An 18,176-nucleotide genomic window follows, 5' to 3' on the forward strand; every position below is an offset into this window, starting at 1 on the left:
ATTGCGCCGGAGGCTGATTGGGTTTAAAGCCTGGAAACACAGAATTGGTAAATAGCCGCTGTCGCTAAGCAATCGCCAAGCGCGTCATGGGCATTGTGTTCGAGTTCAAGAAATGCCGACAGCGTCGTCAGCTTATGGTTCGGTGTTTCAGTAATCGCTTTCCGCGCCAGACGCACCGTGTCGATAACGGTGTATTCGGGAATGGGCGTAATTTCTTCCAGCGCGTACAAAAAGCCCATGTCAAATGGTGCGTTATGCGCGATGATCGGCAAGCCTTCGATAAACGCGATTAATTCATGCGCCACTTCTTCGATGACCGGCGCTTCCTGGACATCTGCATTGGTGATGCCGGTGATCCGCGTAATCGTGCTGGAAATATGGCATTGCGGGTTAATCAATAAATACATCGTATCTTCCCGGTTATGGCCAATGTATTTCACGGCGCCGATCTGGATGATTTTATCGCTGCCCGCTTTCAGGCCGGTCGTCTCGAAATCGAGGACGACGTAATTCTCCACAGTCTTCATGCTGGGCTTATATTTTTTGGGCTGCGCCGGTGCTTGTCTTCCGCGCCACGGCGGCCGGGTTTCCCTTAGTTTCTGGTCGATAATTTGATTGGGATCTCGTTTATCCATGCTGTCCCTCCTTTTTCTACTCTTTCTATTGTACCGAAAAACGTTTAACTTTTCCTTTTTCAGGTTATATAATCAGTAACACAATTATAAGGAGGAATTCATCATGGCAGAAGACAAAGGATTCGGAGATAAATTAAAAGGCGCAGTCAGCAAAGGCAAAGGCGAACTGAAAGACCAAGTCGGCAACGCTACGGATGATACAAGACTCCAAGCAGAAGGCAAAAAAGACAAAGCCAAAGGCGATATCCAAGATAAAGTCGGCGACTTCAAAAAAGATTTCAATAAATAAGCATATCAAGAATCCCCTGGCACATAGTGTGCCAGGGGACTTTTCATGTCTGCTCTTCAGTAAAACGCTTCTATTTTCCCTGCCATTCTTCAGCGAGCATGCCATAAACCACATGATCGACATACTGCCCGTAAAGCAATTCCGCTTGGCGGATGGTGCCTTCCTCAATATAACCGAGGCGCTCGGGGATGCTCCGGCTTTTCGCATTGCCGACCGCTGCGCGGATTTCCACTTTATTGAGCTTTAACTCTGTCAGCGCATAATCCGTCAGCGCATGCGCTACACGCGTCATGATGCCCTTGCCTTGATAATCCTGTCCCAGCCAATAGCCGATATACGCGGTCTTATTGGCCGGATTGATGTTATTGAATCCTCCAAGGCCGACAATTTCCCCTTTGTATGAAATTGCGGCATTCAAGGTTTTGCCTTCCGCATAATTGCCTCTTCCCGCTTTGATGAAATCTTCCGTATCTTTTAATTCGGTCGTGTAATCGAGCCACGGCAGCCATTCTTTCAAGTAGCCGCGCGAGTTGTCAGTCAGTTCAAAGATTCGTGGTGCGTCTTTCAAGTCCAGCAGTTTCAATGACAAGTCATTGTCAATTTTATGTATAAACATAGGTCATTACCCTCCCTTTTTATGGTATATCGTAGCATATCCTTTATAAGTTGAGGCTTTTTCATGAAATAAACATTCTCCTTCTTAATAATTAGAATATTCCATCTATTATGTTGTACACTATGGGTAATTGATATTCACTTTCAGTGTCACCGATTTAAGCAAGAACAATCCATGATCCCAAACTCTGCGGAAAGGAGACGACTGCAATGGCTTATCTCGGCTTTGTCGTCTTTATGCGGGAAGACCCCCGCTACGGGTGGCTGCTCCTGATTCACATTGCCTTGTTGGTGCTTGCTGTCCTGTTGGTGTTTTATACAAGGCGCATCGGTTCTGCAATGGAGAAAGTGAATTATTCGCATTTTGTGGCGCGGCTTTTAAAAGAGCAATTCAGCAATGGGGAAATCACCGAAGAACAATACCGTTGCGGAATGCGCGAATTGCATGACGACGCCAGGCGGCACCTTTCGCTTAAGAGCCATAAAAATGAATGACGGAGGTGAATGCGATGTGGAATTACGGTTCGAATTCGGCTTCCAATCCCATGATGTGGATGGGGATGGCATTCGGTCTAATTGTCCTGCTTATTTTTCTGGCTTTGGCCATTTGGATGATTGTTGCTTTCAGCCGGAGAAATACCGCTGAAGGACCGGTTCCCCCTTCAAGCCGGGCAATTGAACTGCTGAAGGAACGCTATGCCCGGGGAGAAATCGGCACGGAAGAATTCCGGGAGCGGCTGTTGGAACTTGAGGGCGACAAACGTGATTAGCAAGGAAGCTTTTCAGAAAGGAGCAGAATGCGATGGCAGAAACAGAAGGCGTACGGATTTCATTTTTCATGATTCTCCTTATTGTGCTCATCCTGGTTGCAGCCATTAGCGCTGTGGCGATTTACGCAAGGCAGCGCAGCATCGGCTCTTTGGGCACTGCTGAAAAAAAGCTGGATGACCGCTTTGCCAAAGGCGAAATCAGCGCAGAAGAATATCGGCAGCGCCTGCAGGAACTCGATAGCAGGCGCAAAAGCCCTCCGGAAGGATAATAAAACTGTGCAGATTCCAAGGAGTTGGCCCCATTCCGTTTAGACTTCTGAGCTTGGGGAAAGCAGAAAAGGAGAGCAGTAAAATCTGAAATGGAGGTTATAGGAATGGCTCATGAACAACATGCAGAAATGATCAAAATATTGCACGACTGCGCGGAGGCCTGCAATCATTGCTTCGACGCGTGCCTAAAAGAAGACGACGTCAAGATGATGGTAGATTGCATCCGCCTGGACCGTGAATGCGCGGACATCTGCGCGTATTTGGAACATGCCATTACGCGCAATTCACCATTCGTTTCCGAATTGGCGAAAGCTTGCGCAGCTATTTGTGAAGCATGCGGGACAGAATGCCAAAAACATGACCACGACCATTGCCAGCGCTGTGCGGAAGCTTGCATGAAATGTGCAGAAGCTTGCAGAAACGCAGCATAATCCTTAATTTTCAACACAAGAGACCCCTTCCTGGATCAGGAGGGGGTCTCTTGTGTATTCATCTAGTTGTCGCTCAGTGGCCGCTATGGCCTTCGCTGTTTTCCATGCCGTCTTTCGTGCCTTCGCTTTCTTTCATGCCTTCCATGCCAGACTCATTGTTGTCCATCATTTGGGCTTTCGCTTCAGCCATCGCTTCTTCAGCTGCTTGGATTTCTTCCGCTGTCACATCTCCAACAAGCACTTGCTGCGTCGGCATCGTATGCAAGCCGCGCGCTGTTACGTGCGGGATGAAATAATAGACGCCGTCTTGCTGGAATGTGTGCTTGACCGAATAGACGCCGTCTTTCACATCCGTATAATCCGTTTTCACGCTATCGTCTTTCTTTCCAGCCTTGAATACTTCGAACTTCACTTCATCCGCGTCGTTCACTGCTTCGCCGCCCTGCGATACATAGGCTTCAAGCGTCCATTCGCCCGTTTCGCCCTTAGCTTCGGTCAGGACTTCGACTTCCAATTCCTGCACCTCTTGTTCAGCGGCTAAAGCGTTGTCCACGCTTTCCTCTTCCATGCCGCAGCCGGCGAGCATCAATCCCAACGCGCCTATCACCATCAATTTCTTCATCAATAAACCCTCCATTAACCTGAAATTATTCCAATGGATTCAGCTTAATGGGCAATTGTGAAACGACTGTGAAATTTCCGAAATAAAAATTTTCCAACAACTCGTCAACTGATCAACGCCATCGGAAGCCGAACTTGGACGCACGTTCCACCGCTTTCGGACGACTCTACTTCCAAGCGGCCGCCGTGCATTTCAGCGATCCCTTTAACGATTGACAGCCCAATGCCTGCTCCGCCGCCAGCCCGGGTGCGCCCTTTTTCAACGCGGTAGAACCGCTCTGCCAAGTGGGGCAGATGCTGTTCCGGGATTCCCGGCCCATTGTCGTTCACTTCGAGCACTGCTTCTCCGCCTTCTTTGCGCAGGCTTACAGCAATCGAACCGCCCTCCGGCGTATAAGCAATGGCGTTGTCGAGCAAATTGACCAGCACCTGCAGCAAACGGTCTTCATCGCCGTACACGAGCAGTTCCTCATCGAGGTCCGCTTCTAAGCGCTGCTGCTTGCCCCGCCATTTCACTGCCGTGTTGTCGATTGCCGACAGCGCGATTTCACTCAGCGCCAATAGCTCATGCGCCATTTCCTCATTGCCGCCTTCCAGTTTGCTCAAGTCCAGGATCTGGCTGACCATCCGTTCCATGCGTTCCGATTCACGGTACAAAATAGCCGCTATGTTCCGGTAGTCGGCATCCGGCTGCTGCAGCAATTCGCTATAGCCTTTCATATAGCTGAGCGGAGTCCGCAATTCATGGGACAAATTCTGCAGAAATTCGCGTTTCTTCTCATCTTCTTCACGGATGGACGCCGCCATCGCGCTGAATGACTGGCCAAGGTCGCCGACTTCATTGTGTACGCCAGGCTTTACGACGCCTTCGAAGCGCCCTTTTGCCATGGCGTCAGAAGCGTTCCGCAGTTCCACGACCGGCCCGATGAATTCTTTCTGGATGCGCCGCCGGATGGCATAAAGCGCTGCTAGCGCAAGCAAGCCGGACACCGCTAGGATTGGCAGCACATTCATGAAGGCCTGGCTGAGTTCCGATACCGGCCGGTAGGCGAAGACGATTGCCCGCAAATTCCCCGACTCGATCACCGGCAGCGCTACGCCGATCAAATCTGCATCGACATACGCATTGCGCCGCTCAATGACTACAGCCTCTCCTTGCGCAAGCTGTTCCCGTTCCTCGAAATTAATGATGACATCCCCTTCAGGTGCCTGGAGCGGCAGCGCTGCGCCAAGCACCATTGGGTCATCGATTGCCAGTGCGTCGAGGCCGGAATCTTCCAGAAAGCCGATAATGCCCTCCAGCTTTTCTTCGTCACCGGCCAAATAAGCACCACGCAATGCTTCCGCCAGTTCGTGCAATTGTTCGCGTTCCGCATCGACGTATACCGCGTCATAAACCGAATAGGCGACGAACATCAAGAGAACGACACCGGCAACAGAAATACCAGCGAATAAGAGCCATAATTTTGTTGCGATAGAACGGTATGGCTTCATCGTTTCACCAGCTTATAGCCCAAACCCCAGACGGTTTCGATTGCGCTGCCGGCTTCACCGAGCTTGATGCGCAGCGTTTTGATGTGGGTGTCGACCGTCCGCGTCGTGACGTTATAAGCCTGTTCCCCCCAAAGTTTCTCCATCAATTGTTCGCGCGAAAATACCTGTTCTCGGTGCTTCAGCAAAAATGCCAGCAAATCGAATTCGCGCCGCGTCAATGCCACCGGCTTGCCCGCGACCCGCACAGTTCGCATCGCTTCGTTCAATTCGAGTGCGCCATTTACCCATTCGCTGTCCACTTGGACGTTTGCCATTTGGCTGCGCCGAAGAATCGCCTCAATACGGGCGAGCAGTTCCTGCTTTGAAAATGGCTTGACCATGTAATCATCGGCTCCTGCCCGCAGCCCTTTTACTTTGTCCGCTTCGCTGCCGGCGATCGCAGTCAGCATGAGAATCGGCACTGGCGTGAAACGGCGGATTTCTGCGCATGCGGCGAAGCCATCCATGCCGCCCATCAGCACGTCGAGAATGACAAAGTCGATTTTTTGCGTACGTATTTGCCGGATGCCTTCTTCCCCGCTCGGCGCCGTCAACACCTCATAGCCCGCTCCTTCCAGCATGAGCCGCAGCAAATGCTGCATTGTCTGTTCATCATCAATGACCAGTATTTTCATCGGTATCCCCCTCCAGCACCATCGCATGCGGCCCGGCAGCCGTCGGAATTTCTCTCGTTAAGGTAAAGCTTTCAATATCAATTTCACTGACTGCATCAGCGTCCATGCTGCTGACATATAAATTGCCACTTGATGCGACAGCGTAATACGGATTGTCACCTACTGAAACTTTGCCTTGCAGTTCCAATGTGGCGGCATCCAGTTTCACGACATCATGCGAACCGTGGTTCAGTACGAAGAGGCTGCCGCCGTCCTTTATGATTTCAACCGGCATCAATCCGGTTTCCACCTTCTGAACCGTTTCTTCTTCTTTCAGCGAGTAGCGGTAAATGCTATCGTTAAGTTGGCCATAAGGGCCATGGCCGCCGACAATCACGCTGCCATCTTCCAGGGCGATGCCATTCGGGCGATCAACAATCTGGAGCGTTGCTTCGACGTCCATCGTTGCGGTTTCGATTGCCTGCACTGTTTGGCCATAGACATTCGTCACATACAGCTTCGAACCGTCCATTGCCATTGAATGCGGATGCTGCCCGGTTTCAGCTGTATTTTTGATGGTGAACGGCTCCAGCGCAATCTGTGCAATTTTGTTTGAGTCTGCATATGCCGCATACAGATTTCCACCGCCATACAGGAGTTTTGTGATGCCTTCGCCCGTTTCGCCGAGCGGTTCCAATTTCTGCGTGTCCAAATCGAGCGCATATAGCCTGTCTTCTTCTTTGCTTGCGAGCACCAATTTGCCTTCTGCCATCACCATATCCGATGCAATGAACGGCAGCTCAAGTTCCGTTTGCTCCGTTCCGCTGCTGATGACTGTCAGCACAGGTTTTTTGATGTGCGTGACGAACAGCTGATTGTCGGCTTCCGGCCAGCTGTAGCTCACTTCCCCGGAGCACGCCCCGAGCAGCAAAGCGAGCGCCGCTGCACCCATTAATCCTATTTTGTGTTTCATTCCAATCATCCTTTGTTGTTTCATGTGGAAAGTATACACCGGAAATGCGAAATCCGTGTGAAATTCCGCTTTGGCAAGCCATAAAAAAAGCGCTGCAGATCCTTCTGCAGCACAGCTTATTTCATATTCACCCATTTATAGCCGATGCCCCAAACAGTGCGAAAATAATCATCGATCGGAAAGCCGGACTGGCGAATTTTTTCGCGGATGTTGCGGACGTGTGAATCGACGGTGCGGCCTTCGGTTTCCGAATCGAAACCCCAGACAATCTCAAGCAGCCGTGAACGTTCGTAGACTTTATCCGGATTTTTCATGAGCAGCCCGAGCATCGCGAATTCTTTCGGGGTCAGCCGAATGATGTGGCCGTGGTAAGCCAGTTCAAAGCGCTCTTCGTCCCACACCAAACCCGCCGTTTCCAACCGTTTAGCCGGTGCTGCACGGCGCAGCAAAGCCTCCATGCGCGCCAGCAGCTCTTCTTCTCCGAATGGCTTGACCAAATAATCATCGGCACCGAGCCGCAGCCCCTTCACGATGTCTTCCTGCTGCTCGCGCGCCGTCAGCATAATGATCGGCACATTCGAGAAGCGCCGGATTTCGCGGCACACTTCCCAGCCATCCATTTCCGGCATCATGATATCGAGGATCACCAGATCCACCGGCTCTTCTTCGAGCAGCTGAATCGCTTGTTTTCCACTCTGTGCCTTCAGGCAGGCATAGCCATGCGGCTTCAAATACAGCGCCAGCAAATCGAGCATCCGTTTCTCATCATCCACCAACAATACTTTGCGCATCCCTTTCCCCTCTTTCCAGCCGGACAATGACATCCGTTCCTTTGCCTTGTTCGCTTTTCAGATCGATCCGCCCGCCATGCGATTCGACGATTTCCTTGGCAATCGCAAGGCCGAGGCCGGACCCGCCATTTTCGCGCGAGCGTGATTTCTCGGCGCGGTAAAGGCGTTCAAAAACATACGGCACACTTTCCGCCGGGATGCCTTCACCTTCGTCGCTGATGCGGATGACGATGTCATCGCTTTCTTGCTTGCAGTCCACTGAGACCCGAGAACCCGCAGCCGAATGTTTCCGCGCATTGTCCAGAATATTCAGCAGCACTTGCTGGATGCGGTCGGGATCCCAGAAGGCACGAAGGCCGGGCTCACACGCTACCGACAAGGAAATTCGGCCTTCCCTGAACGCCGGCTTGACCAATGCCGCGACCGACTCCAGCAATTCATCAATGGCCACATCCTGGCGCCGGATTTCAAACTGATGCAGATCGAGCTTCGCCAATTCGAATAAATTCCCGATGAGCGCTGCCAGCTGCGCTGACTCTTCGCGGATGATGGCGATGTATTCCTCCCGCTCCTGTTGCGGGATTCCCGGCCGGCTGAGGATATCCGCATAGCCTTTGATATAGGTGAGCGGCGTCCGCAGCTCATGGGAAATGCTCGCCAGGAATTCGTTGCGGGCATTTTTCAGCCGGTCGAGATCGACCGATAATTTGGTGATGGCATTCGCCAGCTCACCCAGTTCGTCGTTGCGGTCCGTCGACAAATCGACGCCTGTGTTGCCGACACTCAGCTGCTCCGTCGCTTCTTTCATGCGGATCAGCGGCAATGTGATAAAACGCGACAGCATCAGCACCGCGACAATCGTCAACAAGACCGCGATGGCACCGGCCGCCAGAAATTGCTTCTGCAAATTGCTGACCATTCGCTCGATCGCTGCCGTGCCGGAAAACATGAATACATGCCCGGCGTGCTCGCCATCAATTGTAATGGGGCTGTCTGCCGCGATATAGCGCTTGTCGTCCCATTTTTCTTCGACCACTTTGCCGCTTGCCGGCACTTCTTCAAAATCGGTATGCTCCAGCACATCGACCATTTCCGGTTCGAGCGGATCTGAATTGATGAGGATCCTCCCCGCTTCATCGGTGATGACCACTATATAAGAAGACGCCGCCTCCATCATGCCGACATGTTCGAGCGTCGTCGGCTCGAAATGGTCCGCAAGCACTTCGCTATGGGTTTCCCCGCGGGCAAGCAAGCTCGCCATGACTTCATCGACGCGTTCGTTGACGAGTGTGACATACAAGGCGGTGAACAGCAGCGCTTCGATCAATAAGATGAATGCGAAAAACAATAAGCCGATCTTCAGCGATAATTTATTGAACATAAGCGCCTCTTAAGGCCGAACCCTTTGCTGGCGATGTCATCGCACTTCGCCATTTTCCATGATTTGCGTCCATTCTTCGCCTTTGTTCCCCGAGATGAACGCCTGCCCTTTGACAGTGTAAATCGCCAATTCATCCGGTTGCTGTGCTAGGTACAGCACCCCGTCTTCCGGCAGTTCCGGCAATGGCAAAGTCTTTGTGCCGCCGCCTTCAAGTGTATATTCGACGAGCTCCGACGCCGTCTCATAGCTTGCGTAATACAGCGCATCTTCACTGAACGTAAGTGCTGTGCCGAATTGGCCATCGTTCGTCAAAGCTTTGAACGAATCGCCCCCATCTTCGGACAGGTAAACGCCGGTTGATGTCGCTGCGGCGATGATTTGCGAATCGTCCGGGTGCATCGCCAAATAGGAGATGTCGCCTTCAAGCCCTTCTGCAGCTGCTTCACTCCAGTCTTTGCCTTCGTTTTCACTGCGGAAAAAGCCCGCTCCCATGCCGGAATTCGGCTGCGGGTTCATGACAAACATGTGATGGCTGCGATAGCCAACCGCCATGGCGTGGAAATCGGTCTCGCCTTCAAAGCCCATGTGTTCGAGCGAACGGCCGCCGTCCATGCTGCGCTGGATGCCGATCGGGTTCATCATGCCGGAGCCTTGGCCAGGATGTCCGGATGTGTAGAATCCGCGGTCCACCGCGTTAAAGCCCATGTAATCGTTGTGCATGCCATCCGTTTCAAGCCATTCGCCGTCGCGGTAGATTTTCAGCCCTTCGTGCGATGCGAAATAAAGCCCATCGCCTTCGATATAACCCATGCCGTGGACGTGTTCCACTGTGCCTTCAAAATCCACTTCAAAGTCTTCTGCATCCAGGCTGCCTTGTGCCGCCTCTTCTTCTGCTGCATCTTCTGCCGGTGCAGGTTCACTTTCGTTTTCAGCTCCGCACCCTGCTGCCAATAAAGCCGCTAAGGATACGGCGATCCATAATTTATTGTTCATGCGAATTGCCACCTCTCCATATTCTGTTCCTTCTATTATAGCTGAAAACTCTCGATTTTCCGTGCAGATGCATCTGCACATATTCTGCATAATCAGTGGGTATAGTGAAAGTAGACCAACAACGAGAGAGGGATTTCCATGATAAAAAACAAGTTTCAGATCACCATGTTATCCGCCGTTGCGGCGCTTACACTCGCTGCGTGCGGAGATTCAGATGAACCGCAAATGACACAGGAAACCGAACCGCCTGCGGCAGAAGAAAGCAGCGGCGGCGACCATAGCGGCATGGACCATTCCGGTTCCGGCGACATTCCGATGGGCTTGGAGGAAGCTGCCGATCCGACGTATCCGAAAGGCAGCACAGCGACCATTACAGCTGGCCATATGGAGGGCATGGAAGGCAGTGAAGCGACGATTGTCGGCGCATTCGATACGACCGTTTATGCAATCTCTTATACGCCGGAGGGCGGCGGCGAACCGGTCGAGGACCATAAATGGGTCATCCACGAAGAGCTTGAAGATGCCGGCAGCGAACCACTGGCTGCAGGAGATGAAGCCATTGTCACCGCTGACCATATGGAAGGCATGAACGGCGCCACTGCCACAATCGATTCTGCCGAGGAAACGACTGTCTATATGGTCGATTTCACAACCGCTGACGGCGAGGAAGTCATGAATCATAAATGGCTGACCGAAAGCGAATTGTCTGCTGAATAAAACCTAATTCCCCAAAACAAAAACACCTTCGACGCCAGCGCTGATTTCAAGCGCTTGGTGCTGAAGGTGTTTTTTTAATGTCCATCATCACAATGACGGTATCCGTCTCCGGTATTTTTCAATCAGCGCATTATTGTGGCTGTCCGCTCCGTCGATATTGCCGCTGAGGAAAACCGGCGGCTCGAAGCCTTTGTCGGCCATCGTTTGAATGGCTTCAGCGAAGACGGCGTTCAATATGGCAGCCCCCACCACGGTTGACGTCGGACCAAAAGGCACTTGGACGTTTTCCGCGCTGAGGACGGCATCGCCCGCCACCGCATGGTTGTCGATGACGAGGTCCACTGCATCATGCAAATGTTGTCCATCCGCATGCCTCGAGGGCTGGCTGTTTGCGTAGGCGAGTGACGTCAGGCCGATGACGAATGCGCCTTTGCTGCGAGCGGCGAGCGCAAAATCAACCGGCACTGGATTTCGTCCGGAAGTGGATAAAACAAATACCACATCCTCCGGCCGGAAATCCTGCTGTTGGAGCAGCTCTGCTGCATAGCCGTTTTTGCGCTCCAGTCCAGAAGAACGGACTGCGCCTTCATGCAGCATCAGCGGTTCGATCAAGATCGGTTTGACCGGCACGAGGCCGCCAGCCCGGTAAAAAACTTCCTCGGTCAGGATATGGGAATGGCCACAGCCGAACAACTGGACAATTCCGCCGTTTTGGATCGCTGCCGCCACTTTCTCGGCCGCTTGCACCATCGCTTCTTTTTCCTGGTTTTCAACAAGCTGCAGCATTTCGTGCACGTTATCGAAATACCTTGTTAACATAAGCAAACCTCCTTCGCCTCAAGCGGCTTCCATCATTCGTTTTTTCAGCGCTGGATTTCGGTGATGAATTTATAGCGGTCGGCACGGTACATGCTGCGGACCACTTCGAAAGGAACGCCGTTCGATAAATAAGATACGCGTTCGATCATCAGGATCGGTGCCGGCATGCCGATTTCAAGCAAGTCCGCTTCTTCTTTCTTCACGAGCGACGCCTCCATCCGCTGGGAAGCATGGCTGATCGACAGCCCTTGCTCTTGTTCGATCAACGAGTAAAGCGACCCGGCCAGTTCCTTTTCGCTTAATTGCGGAAACAATTTCACCGGCAAATAAGTTCGTTCAAGCGCCATCGGCTTATCGTTGGCGTAGCGGATGCGTTCGACGGTGAACACTGCTTCGCCGCCAGCCAGCTGAAGTTCGTTCGCGACATCCGGCTCCGGCAGCCCTTTGGTGAAGTTGATGATTTTATTGCTCGGCACCAGCCCCCGCGCTTTCATGTCTTCCGTGAAACTCGTCAAGCCCGTCAGCGGCTGTTCCATTTTCGGCGAGGCGACAAACGTGCCGCGCCCTTTTTCGCGGTGCAGCAGGCCTTCGTTCACCAAATTAGTGATCGACTGGCGCACGGTCATGCGGCTAACCCCGAAAAGCTCCGTCAAATCGCGTTCAGACGGAATCGCTGTGCCGATCGGAAATTCGCCGCCATTGATGCGCTGCTTTAATGCCTCTTCTATCTGGACGTACATCGGTACGTGTGATTGTTTGTCTAACACCGTGTTCACTGCCTTTCCTTTTCCGCCAATTGGTAGGCCTCACGGTCCACGATCAAGGTGACGTCTTCGTGCTTCCACAAGAAAGACGCTGGAAATTCCTCACCTGGCTGTTTTTCCAACAGCCTTTTGACCGCTTCGCCTTTCTTTTTCCCGGATGCCAATAAAAGGATTTTATCGCTTTTCAGAATCGACGCGATGCCCATCGTAATGGCATGGGTGGGAACTTCCTCCAACGAACTGAAAAAACGTGCGTTGTTTTTCCGCGTCGACTCGTCCAGTTCAACGCAATGCGTCAAGCTGTCTTCCGGCGTCCCGGGTTCATTGAATCCGATATGGCCGTTCGTGCCCAAACCGAGAATTTGCAAATGGATCGGGCCGAGCCGATCGATAAGCGCTTCGTAGCGGAGGCATTCCTCTTCCACGGAAGAAGCTTGCCCGTCCGGCAGATAGGTGTGGCGCATATCAATATCCAGGTGATCGAATAAATGATCGTTCATGAATTTATGGTAACTATTGGGGTGGCTGCGGTTCAGCCCGCGGTACTCATCCAGATTAATGGTTTTCACTTGCTTGTAAGATAGTTGCCGCTGCCGGACCCCTTCCGCCAGCTTGCGGTAAAGGCCGAGCGGCGTAGAGCCGGTCGCGAGCCCCAGCACCGAACGCGGATTCCGCAAAATCTGCGCTTCCATAATATCGGCTGCGCGGCTGCTCATTTCATCGTAGTTTTCAACTACTTCCACTTTCACACGAGCCCCTCCTTTGCAAAAGCGATTGTCCCGCGGCAGATCGTCAGCTGAACATCCAAGTTTTCATCAAGAATGACAAGATCCGCATCTTTTCCTGCGGCGATGCAGCCTTTATTGTCCAAGCCCAGTTCTTTTGCGGCATTCGCTGAAGTCATGGCCACCAACTCGCTGATTGTGCAATGAGTTGCTGCGCGGACATTTTTCACCGCTGCATCCATCGTCAGAATACTGCCGGCCAGCGCACCGCTTTTCAAGCGTGCATCCGTTTCGGTGACGATGACGTCTTGGCCGGCCAGCCCATAAATGCCTGGCTCGAGCCCTTTCGCCCGCATCGCATCGGTGATCAGCACGAGGCGTTCCGCCCCTTTTTGGCGAAAAGCCAATTCAACCGACTTCGGATGGCTGTGGATGAAGTCCGCAATGATTTCGGCAGTCAACCGGTCCTCCAGCAATGCCGTTCCGACTACTCCCGGCTCCCGGTGATGAAACGCACTCATCTGATTGTACAAATGCGTTACGCGGCTTGCGCCGGCTTCGAGTGCCTGCTGCATTTCCTGCCAGGTGCCGTCTGAATGGCCAATCGACGCTAAAACGCCGTCCCCTGTCAGCCTTTTGATAAATTCAAAACCGCCATCCGTTTCCGGAGCGAGCGTCACCACTTTGATGCGATTGCCGCTGAGCTCTTGCCATTTCGAAAAAAGAGCCGTTGACGGTGCGGTGATATGCTCGACCGGCTGTGCGCCTGGCTGCTTAACAGAAATGAAGGGCCCTTCCAAATGGACGCCCAGCATCTCGGCCTGTGCATCACCCGCCTGAAACCGGCTGGCATTTTGCAGCGCCGCTGAAATCGCCTCATCGGACTGCGTCATCGTTGTCGCCAAAAAGCTTGTCGTGCCTTCTTTCGGCAGCACATCGGCCATGCCGCCCAGCGCTTCCGGTGTAGCGTCCATGACATCAAAACCCGCAGCTCCGTGGATATGGACATCAATGAACCCTGGAAACAGCGTCCAATTCTTTCCGGCTGCATCAATATGGATATCGGCAGCTTTCGATATGGCTGGTGCTGTTTCGGTTATTTTTCCATCCTCCAGAAAAACGTCGCCGATAAAACTGTTGTTCATTGCATCAGCGATGGTGATGGTTGAAATCAAGATGGTTTTCTTCATCTGCTAACACTCCTTGCGAAAAACCAGGAACGTCACGAATGCGTTTCCTGGTTTTATCTTATCATTATTGAATTTTCAAGATGGAATCCGTGCCTTGGTTTTGCTTCCCTTTTTTCAGCATTTCCAATTCTTGTCCTGCTAAGTTCGTGAAGATGACCGGCGTCACTGCCGAAGGTGCATTCGCTTCAAGATACGCAAGGTCGAGTTTCAACAGCGCATCTCCGCGCTGCACCAGCTGTCCTTGTTCAACGAGCGCTTCAAAGCCTTCGCCTTTCAATTTCACGGTGTCCAAACCGACATGGATCAGGATTTCGATTCCTGTGTCTGTTTCAATGCCGATTGCGTGTTTCGACGGGAACAACGTCACTACGCGCCCATCAACCGGCGAGTGGAGCGTGCCGCCGGAAGGAATGATTCCGAAACCTGGTCCCATCATCGCTTTCGCAAACACTTCATCCGGCACTTGAGAAAGTTCAATGATTTCTCCGTCAATCGGCATCTCGAAATCGCCCATGCGAAGTTCTTTCACAAGTTCAGGCGCTGCTGTTGTTTCTTCCACAGGCACTTCCAAGCTTTCGGGTGCTGGGTTGCCATTGGCCAAACGCTTCTGCATCGCATCCGCCAAAAATTCAACGGCTGTCCCGATGACCACCTGGACATTTGTTTTATTGATTTTCATAAGCCCCATTGCGCCGTGGCGCTTCAAGTCTTTCTCGCTTACTTTGTCCGCGTCTTTGACCGTCAGGCGAAGGCGCGTCGTGCAATAATCGACAGCGGTAATATTGCTGCTGCCGCCGAGCGCTTCAATCGTATGGTACGCACGGATATCGTTGCCTGTATTTCCTGTATCGGCATTGCCATTTTCCATGTCTTCATCTTCGCGACCCGGTGTTTTAAGATCCAGTTTGATGATGAGGAAATAAAAGATCCCGAAGTAAATCGCGCCTGTTCCAGCGCCCATCACCAAGAGCATCAACGGATTCTGGGCAAGCCCGTAGTTCAGGACATAATCGATGGCGCCGGCAGAAAATCCGAAACCGTGATGGATATCCAGTGCATAAGCGACCATCATCGATACGCCGGTCAACATGGCATGGACGATATACAGAACCGGCGACAAGAACATGAACGAGAATTCAATCGGTTCCGTGATTCCTGTCAGGAACGAAGTAAAGGCGATACTGAACAGCATTCCGCCGACAATAGCTTTGCGCTCTTTTTTAGCCGTCGCATAAATCGCCAAGCAAGCTGCCGGAAGCCCGAACATCATGATCGGGAAGAACCCGGAAAGGAATGGCCCCGCTGTCGGGTCCCCTTTTAAAAAGCGGTTGATCTCGCCGCGCACAACTTCTCCGTTGGCGTCCGTGAATGTACCGAAGTCGAACCAGACAATCGTGTTGATGACATGGTGCAAACCCGTTGGCAAAAGCAAACGGTTCAAGAAGCCGTAAGCTCCTACGCCGAACATGCCGGCATTCAAAATCCAATCGCCTGCGCCGTCGATGATTCCTTGGATCGGCGGCCACGCGTAGCCGAATAGGCCAGCGAGCACAGTCATTGCAGCCGCGGTGACAATCGGCACGAAGCGCCTGCCGCCGAAGAATGCCAGCCACGCTGGAAATTTCACATCGTAAAATTTATTGTATAATAGCCCGCCGACAATTCCCGATAGAATCCCGGCAAAAACACCCATATTGATCGAATCGTTGATCGTGACGATCGCTGACGTCAATACCAGATAAGCGATCGCACCGGCGAGCGCCGCGCCGCCGTTGCTGTCATGGGCAAGTCCGAAAGCGATGCCGATCGCAAAAATGATGGCAAGGTTATCGATGATCCCCGCACCAGCTGCCGACAAGAACGGAATTCCAAGCATATCATCCTGGCCAAAGCGCAACAGCAAAGCTGCTGCAGGCAATGTAGCGATTGGGAACATCAACGATTTCCCGATTTTCTGCAGAAAACTGAACAAATGAATCCACCTCTTCTTCTTTAGTCTTAATTTTTACTATAGAGATAGTTTGTATAGATGTCTATACCAATTTATTATTTATCAGATAAATGCACACGCTTTCATTATATCTTGATAAATTGGAATAATGATTTTCAAATGTCGATATTCCGCAAAACAGCTGCGCTTGCCGCGGGCGAGCGCCAAGCCTCCTCGCTCGCTTCGCTCCCTGCGGGGTCTCGGCTGTCTCGCTTTCCCGCAGGCAAGACATTGGCCGAAGCTAGCGAGGCCAATGTCTTTGCGACGAAGCAGCGAAGCGATGCAGGAGCAGTACGGTTTTCTCCGCTGTTTTGCTTCATATCGAGAGATATCTTAGCAAAAGCGTATCAATGGGCTAGGCGAAGCGGTTTATAAAATTAATAGGTATTAATTTGTTGTTAACATGACGAACAAAGAAATTAACACGCATTAGCCGACAGTTAACCGGCACTAGCTGGAAATCCTCTCTTCAGAGCCCAAGTTCAAGAGCGTAAATGGAAGAGCCTAACACAGCTGCCGGCTGCGTTAGGCTCCTTCTCAAGCACTTGCGCATTTCGCTTTGGCGAAATGCATCCATCTGGGGGTTTGTGGCAGCAGGTTCGTCCGTTAACATGAACTAAATCGGCGTTAACATGATCTAGCCAGACCTTAACATGAAGTGCTGAAGATTCAACATGACCTAGCCAGTGGTTAACATGAAGTGTTTCGATTTTAACTGGCACTAGCTAAATCCCTCACATACAACCCATCAAAAAAAGCTGCAGACCTAAGCCTGCAGCTCTTCCCTTTCCTCAGTAAAGCAAATAATTCTTTCTCACTTCTTCGAATTCTTTCAGTTCATCTTTCCATTGCTGTTTCATTTCGTCGACAGACATGCCGTCTTTGATGCCTTGGCTGATCCAGCTATTGCCGATCAGGTTGTTGAAGAATGGCGTCAAGGTCACTTGCCCCGGATACAGGTCGTAAATGGTTTTGACGATGTGAAGTCCGGTTTCAACCGGCAAGTAAGCGTCCCGGTCGGTGATGTGGACTTGGATGCCGTGCGACAGCTTGCCGCTGTGTTTCGAGAATGCCGGCGTGAACGAGGCCGCGCGGAACGTGACGCCCTGCAATTCCAAAGCGTTCAATTCTTTTGCGAGTTCGGTACTGTTGATGAATGGTGCACCGATGAATTCGAACGGTTTGGTCGTGCCTCTTCCTTCCGACACATTCGTGCCTTCAATCAAAGCCGTGCCCGGATAAGCGAGCGCCGTATCGAGTGTCGGCATGTTCGGTGATGGGGCGACGAATTCCATGCCGGTCTCATCGTAGAACATATTACGTTCCCAGCCTGTCATCTCGACTACTGTCAAGTCAGCATTGATATCGAATTCTTCATTGAACAATTCAGCGAGTTCGCCGACGGTCATGCCATGGCGCAAAGGAATCGCATACTGGCCGACGAATGATGCAAATTCCGGATCGAGCACCGGCCCTTCCACTTTGACGCCGCCAAGCGGATTCGGGCGGTCGAGCACGATGAACGGAATGCCTTTTTCTTTAGCAGCTTCCATGGCAAGCGCCATCGTGTAGATGTACGTGTAGAAACGCGTGCCGACGTCCTGGATATCAAACAATAGCACGTCGACGCCTTCGAGCATTTCCTGTGTCGGTTTCCGGGTAGAGCCGTATAGGCTGTAAACCGGAAGGCCGGTCACTTCATCGATGTAATAATTCACGTATTGGCCGGCCTGCGCATCTCCACGGACACCGTGTTCCGGCCCGTACAATGCCGCCAATTCAACTTCCGGATCGTTGTGGAGCAAGTCCACGATGCTGTTCAGTTCCTGGTCCACGCCTGTCGGATTGGTGATCAACCCGACGTTTTTCCCTTCGATCAAGTGTTTCTGGTCTTCCAGCAACACTTCCACCCCGATGGCAAATGGTTCTTTTTTGCCTTTGCCGCGGTCTTTCGATTTGCCGTTCCCGTTGTCGTGGTTGGCGAATGCAATTGAGAGTGAAGATAAAACCAGCATAGCGGTCAATAAAAATACGATCCACTTTTTCAATGTCATC

The 18,176-nt window shown here is 51.9% G+C and carries 21 protein-coding genes; 6 read left to right on the plus strand and 15 right to left on the minus strand.

Going from position 1 to position 18,176, the window contains the following annotated elements; translation table 11 throughout:
* Window positions 1-23: 23 nt before the first annotated feature.
* Complete coding sequence (locus tag QMA09_RS04830) at window positions 24-635, minus strand: 3'-5' exonuclease (protein WP_290212238.1); 612 nt, start codon at window positions 633-635, stop codon at window positions 24-26.
* 103 nt (window positions 636-738) lie between these two features.
* Between QMA09_RS04830 and QMA09_RS04835 the strand changes: the two genes are divergently transcribed.
* Window positions 739-924 (plus strand): CsbD family protein, encoded by a 186-nt coding sequence (locus tag QMA09_RS04835; protein ID WP_135501831.1) that lies wholly within the window; start codon window positions 739-741, stop codon window positions 922-924.
* Between the two features lie 70 nt (window positions 925-994).
* Here the strand turns inward: QMA09_RS04835 and QMA09_RS04840 are convergent, their stop codons facing one another.
* Window positions 995-1,540: a GNAT family N-acetyltransferase gene (locus tag QMA09_RS04840; protein ID WP_290212239.1), complete on the minus strand. Its 546-nt coding sequence runs from the start codon at window positions 1,538-1,540 to the stop codon at window positions 995-997.
* A 209-nt stretch (window positions 1,541-1,749) separates the two neighbouring features.
* Between QMA09_RS04840 and QMA09_RS04845 the strand changes: the two genes are divergently transcribed.
* The 4 genes from QMA09_RS04845 (at window position 1,750) to QMA09_RS04860 (ending at window position 3,010) form a co-directional block, all read left to right on the plus strand.
* A complete protein-coding gene (locus QMA09_RS04845) occupies window positions 1,750-2,034 on the plus strand; it encodes a hypothetical protein (protein ID WP_290212240.1) in 285 nt (94 codons plus the stop codon).
* Window positions 2,035-2,048: 14 nt separating this feature from the next.
* The gene (locus QMA09_RS04850; RefSeq protein ID WP_290212241.1) at window positions 2,049-2,309 is read left to right on the plus strand and encodes an SHOCT domain-containing protein; all 261 of its coding nucleotides are present in this window, start codon (window positions 2,049-2,051) and stop codon (window positions 2,307-2,309) included.
* A 32-nt stretch (window positions 2,310-2,341) separates the two neighbouring features.
* The gene (locus QMA09_RS04855) at window positions 2,342-2,578 is read left to right on the plus strand and encodes an SHOCT domain-containing protein (RefSeq protein WP_290212242.1); all 237 of its coding nucleotides are present in this window, start codon (window positions 2,342-2,344) and stop codon (window positions 2,576-2,578) included.
* Between the two features lie 105 nt (window positions 2,579-2,683).
* Window positions 2,684-3,010 (plus strand): four-helix bundle copper-binding protein, encoded by a 327-nt coding sequence (locus tag QMA09_RS04860; RefSeq protein WP_135501839.1) that lies wholly within the window; start codon window positions 2,684-2,686, stop codon window positions 3,008-3,010.
* A 73-nt stretch (window positions 3,011-3,083) separates the two neighbouring features.
* Here the strand turns inward: QMA09_RS04860 and QMA09_RS04865 are convergent, their stop codons facing one another.
* The 7 genes from QMA09_RS04865 to QMA09_RS04895 all read right to left on the minus strand — a co-directional run bounded on the left by QMA09_RS04865 (window position 3,084) and on the right by QMA09_RS04895 (window position 9,916).
* A complete protein-coding gene (locus tag QMA09_RS04865) occupies window positions 3,084-3,632 on the minus strand; it encodes a FixH family protein (RefSeq protein ID WP_290212243.1) in 549 nt (182 codons plus the stop codon).
* A 104-nt stretch (window positions 3,633-3,736) separates the two neighbouring features.
* Entirely contained in the window at window positions 3,737-5,125 is a 1,389-nt protein-coding gene (locus QMA09_RS04870) for a sensor histidine kinase (RefSeq protein ID WP_290212244.1), read from the minus strand.
* Window positions 5,122-5,799, minus strand: a complete 678-nt coding sequence (locus tag QMA09_RS04875; protein WP_290212245.1) for a response regulator transcription factor — start codon at window positions 5,797-5,799, stop codon at window positions 5,122-5,124. Before QMA09_RS04875 ends, QMA09_RS04870 begins: the two co-directional genes overlap by 4 nt.
* Window positions 5,780-6,751 carry a YncE family protein gene (locus QMA09_RS04880; protein ID WP_290212246.1) on the minus strand — a complete coding sequence of 324 codons (972 nt, stop codon included), beginning with the start codon at window positions 6,749-6,751 and terminating at the stop codon, window positions 5,780-5,782. Before QMA09_RS04880 ends, QMA09_RS04875 begins: the two co-directional genes overlap by 20 nt.
* A gap of 116 nt (window positions 6,752-6,867) precedes the next feature.
* Window positions 6,868-7,542, minus strand: coding sequence for a response regulator transcription factor (locus tag QMA09_RS04885; protein WP_290212247.1), 675 nt, complete (start codon window positions 7,540-7,542; stop codon window positions 6,868-6,870).
* On the minus strand, window positions 7,517-8,923 hold the full coding sequence (locus QMA09_RS04890) for a sensor histidine kinase (protein ID WP_290212248.1): 1,407 nt from the start codon (window positions 8,921-8,923) through the stop codon (window positions 7,517-7,519). The genes QMA09_RS04885 and QMA09_RS04890 overlap by 26 nt, the downstream gene beginning before the upstream one ends.
* A 36-nt stretch (window positions 8,924-8,959) precedes the next feature.
* On the minus strand, window positions 8,960-9,916 hold the full coding sequence (locus tag QMA09_RS04895) for a F510_1955 family glycosylhydrolase (protein ID WP_290212249.1): 957 nt from the start codon (window positions 9,914-9,916) through the stop codon (window positions 8,960-8,962).
* A 138-nt stretch (window positions 9,917-10,054) separates the two neighbouring features.
* Between QMA09_RS04895 and QMA09_RS04900 the strand changes: the two genes are divergently transcribed.
* Window positions 10,055-10,633, plus strand: a complete 579-nt coding sequence (locus QMA09_RS04900; RefSeq protein ID WP_290212250.1) for a YdhK family protein — start codon at window positions 10,055-10,057, stop codon at window positions 10,631-10,633.
* Between the two features lie 87 nt (window positions 10,634-10,720).
* Here the strand turns inward: QMA09_RS04900 and QMA09_RS04905 are convergent, their stop codons facing one another.
* The 6 genes from QMA09_RS04905 to QMA09_RS04930 all read right to left on the minus strand — a co-directional run bounded on the left by QMA09_RS04905 (window position 10,721) and on the right by QMA09_RS04930 (window position 18,169).
* Complete coding sequence (locus tag QMA09_RS04905) at window positions 10,721-11,452, minus strand: SIS domain-containing protein (protein WP_290212251.1); 732 nt, start codon at window positions 11,450-11,452, stop codon at window positions 10,721-10,723.
* A 44-nt stretch (window positions 11,453-11,496) separates the two neighbouring features.
* Window positions 11,497-12,219, minus strand: a complete 723-nt coding sequence (locus QMA09_RS04910; RefSeq protein ID WP_135501870.1) for a GntR family transcriptional regulator — start codon at window positions 12,217-12,219, stop codon at window positions 11,497-11,499.
* Between the two features lie 5 nt (window positions 12,220-12,224).
* On the minus strand, window positions 12,225-12,965 hold the full coding sequence (nagB, locus tag QMA09_RS04915) for a glucosamine-6-phosphate deaminase (RefSeq protein ID WP_290212252.1): 741 nt from the start codon (window positions 12,963-12,965) through the stop codon (window positions 12,225-12,227).
* A complete protein-coding gene (gene nagA / locus QMA09_RS04920; RefSeq protein WP_290212253.1) occupies window positions 12,962-14,131 on the minus strand; it encodes an N-acetylglucosamine-6-phosphate deacetylase in 1,170 nt (389 codons plus the stop codon). Before nagA ends, nagB begins: the two co-directional genes overlap by 4 nt.
* A 64-nt stretch (window positions 14,132-14,195) precedes the next feature.
* Window positions 14,196-16,103 carry an N-acetylglucosamine-specific PTS transporter subunit IIBC gene (gene nagE, locus QMA09_RS04925; RefSeq protein WP_290212254.1) on the minus strand — a complete coding sequence of 636 codons (1,908 nt, stop codon included), beginning with the start codon at window positions 16,101-16,103 and terminating at the stop codon, window positions 14,196-14,198.
* Window positions 16,104-16,912: 809 nt separating this feature from the next.
* Window positions 16,913-18,169 carry an exo-beta-N-acetylmuramidase NamZ family protein gene (locus QMA09_RS04930; RefSeq protein ID WP_290212255.1) on the minus strand — a complete coding sequence of 419 codons (1,257 nt, stop codon included), beginning with the start codon at window positions 18,167-18,169 and terminating at the stop codon, window positions 16,913-16,915.
* Window positions 18,170-18,176 lie beyond the last annotated feature (7 nt).

Origin of the sequence: Planococcus sp. APC 3906 (assembly GCF_030407685.1) — a bacterium.
In the GTDB taxonomy this organism is placed as follows: Bacteria; Bacillota; Bacilli; order Bacillales_A; family Planococcaceae; genus Planococcus; species Planococcus koreensis.